Annotated in this window: 1 protein-coding gene; it reads left to right on the top strand. The window is 57.5% G+C overall.

The features are described from left to right. The first annotated feature begins 454 nt into the window (after window positions 1-454). Complete coding sequence (locus G3N58_RS33835) at window positions 455-844, top strand: MHYT domain-containing protein (RefSeq protein WP_345889864.1); 390 nt, start codon at window positions 455-457, stop codon at window positions 842-844. Window positions 845-951: the final 107 nt, after the last annotated feature.

The raw sequence follows: 951 nt of genomic DNA, 5'->3' as shown, positions 1-951 counted from the left end.
CTGATCGGGGTAAGAATAGGGCTTAGGCATTTGCGAAGGAAGACTTTCTCGCATGAAGCGACACGTCGGCTGGATCTTGCAATTGAAATGACGAGGCATGCCAGTTGCTGTCGATGCGCGCAGGCGCCGGTAGGATCGCCAAGCGCATGCGACCCGCATGAGGTTCATTGCGGGGGGGACACTGAGTTGGCATCGTCCGGTGAATCGAAGGCAAATATGCTAATTGTGCGAGCTCCAGGTACAAGGCTTCCTATCACATGAAGGGAAATATGTAATGCTCGCTCGTGGTTAAACCCGGTACTTGTCGTTTGCTTACTACTGGTTGCCAGCCTCGCGTCCTACACCGCTCTGGATTTGCCTTGGAGAATTGCTACCGCAAAGAGGCAAGCCGCATAGCGGTGGCTTGCCGGCGGCGCATTCGCATGCGCACTTCGTTGACATGCTGGCGTTCACCATGTCGATTCCGCAGGTCTGTGACCCGGCGATCACGCTGCTGTCGCCGCTGATCGCTATTGCGTCTTCGGCCTTCGCACTGCGGCTGGTCTGCCAGAAAACGCTGCCATGGTCGCGGCTCGGAGTCGGTGCGTTGCTGATGAGGCCAGCCATCCCCAGCACGCACTATACGGACATGGTCGCAATGCGCATGACTCCGGGTATCGAGTATGACTTGCTGCTCTTTGTACCGTCCGTCGTGATTGCTATCACCGCATCCGATGCAGCGCCGTGGACTGTGTTCCACCTGCGGCTGGAATCTTGGACCGCAGTACGGCAGCATATCTATGATGCGTGCCAGCACTATGACAGACAGCGGATCCAACAACGGAAAAACGGGAGTACAGCGTGAAAGGAATCGTCTTCAACCTGTTGGAAGAGCTGGTGCGCCGCGAGCACGGCGAGGACGCATGGGATGACCTGCTTGACGCGGCACACGTGCAGGGCGCCTATACGTCG

The sequence above is a fragment of the Paraburkholderia sp. Ac-20342 genome, assembly GCF_017104985.1.
Taxonomy (GTDB): Bacteria; Pseudomonadota; Gammaproteobacteria; order Burkholderiales; family Burkholderiaceae; genus Paraburkholderia.
Note: the sequence above shows the minus strand (reverse complement) of the source record. Positions and strands in the feature narration are given on the sequence as shown.

Bases quoted from the DNA above. Each gene is read 5' to 3' on its own strand.
- G3N58_RS33835 (WP_345889864.1), top strand. From the start codon at position 455: ATGTCGATTCCGCAGGTCTGTGACCCGGCGATCACGCTGCTGTCGCCG.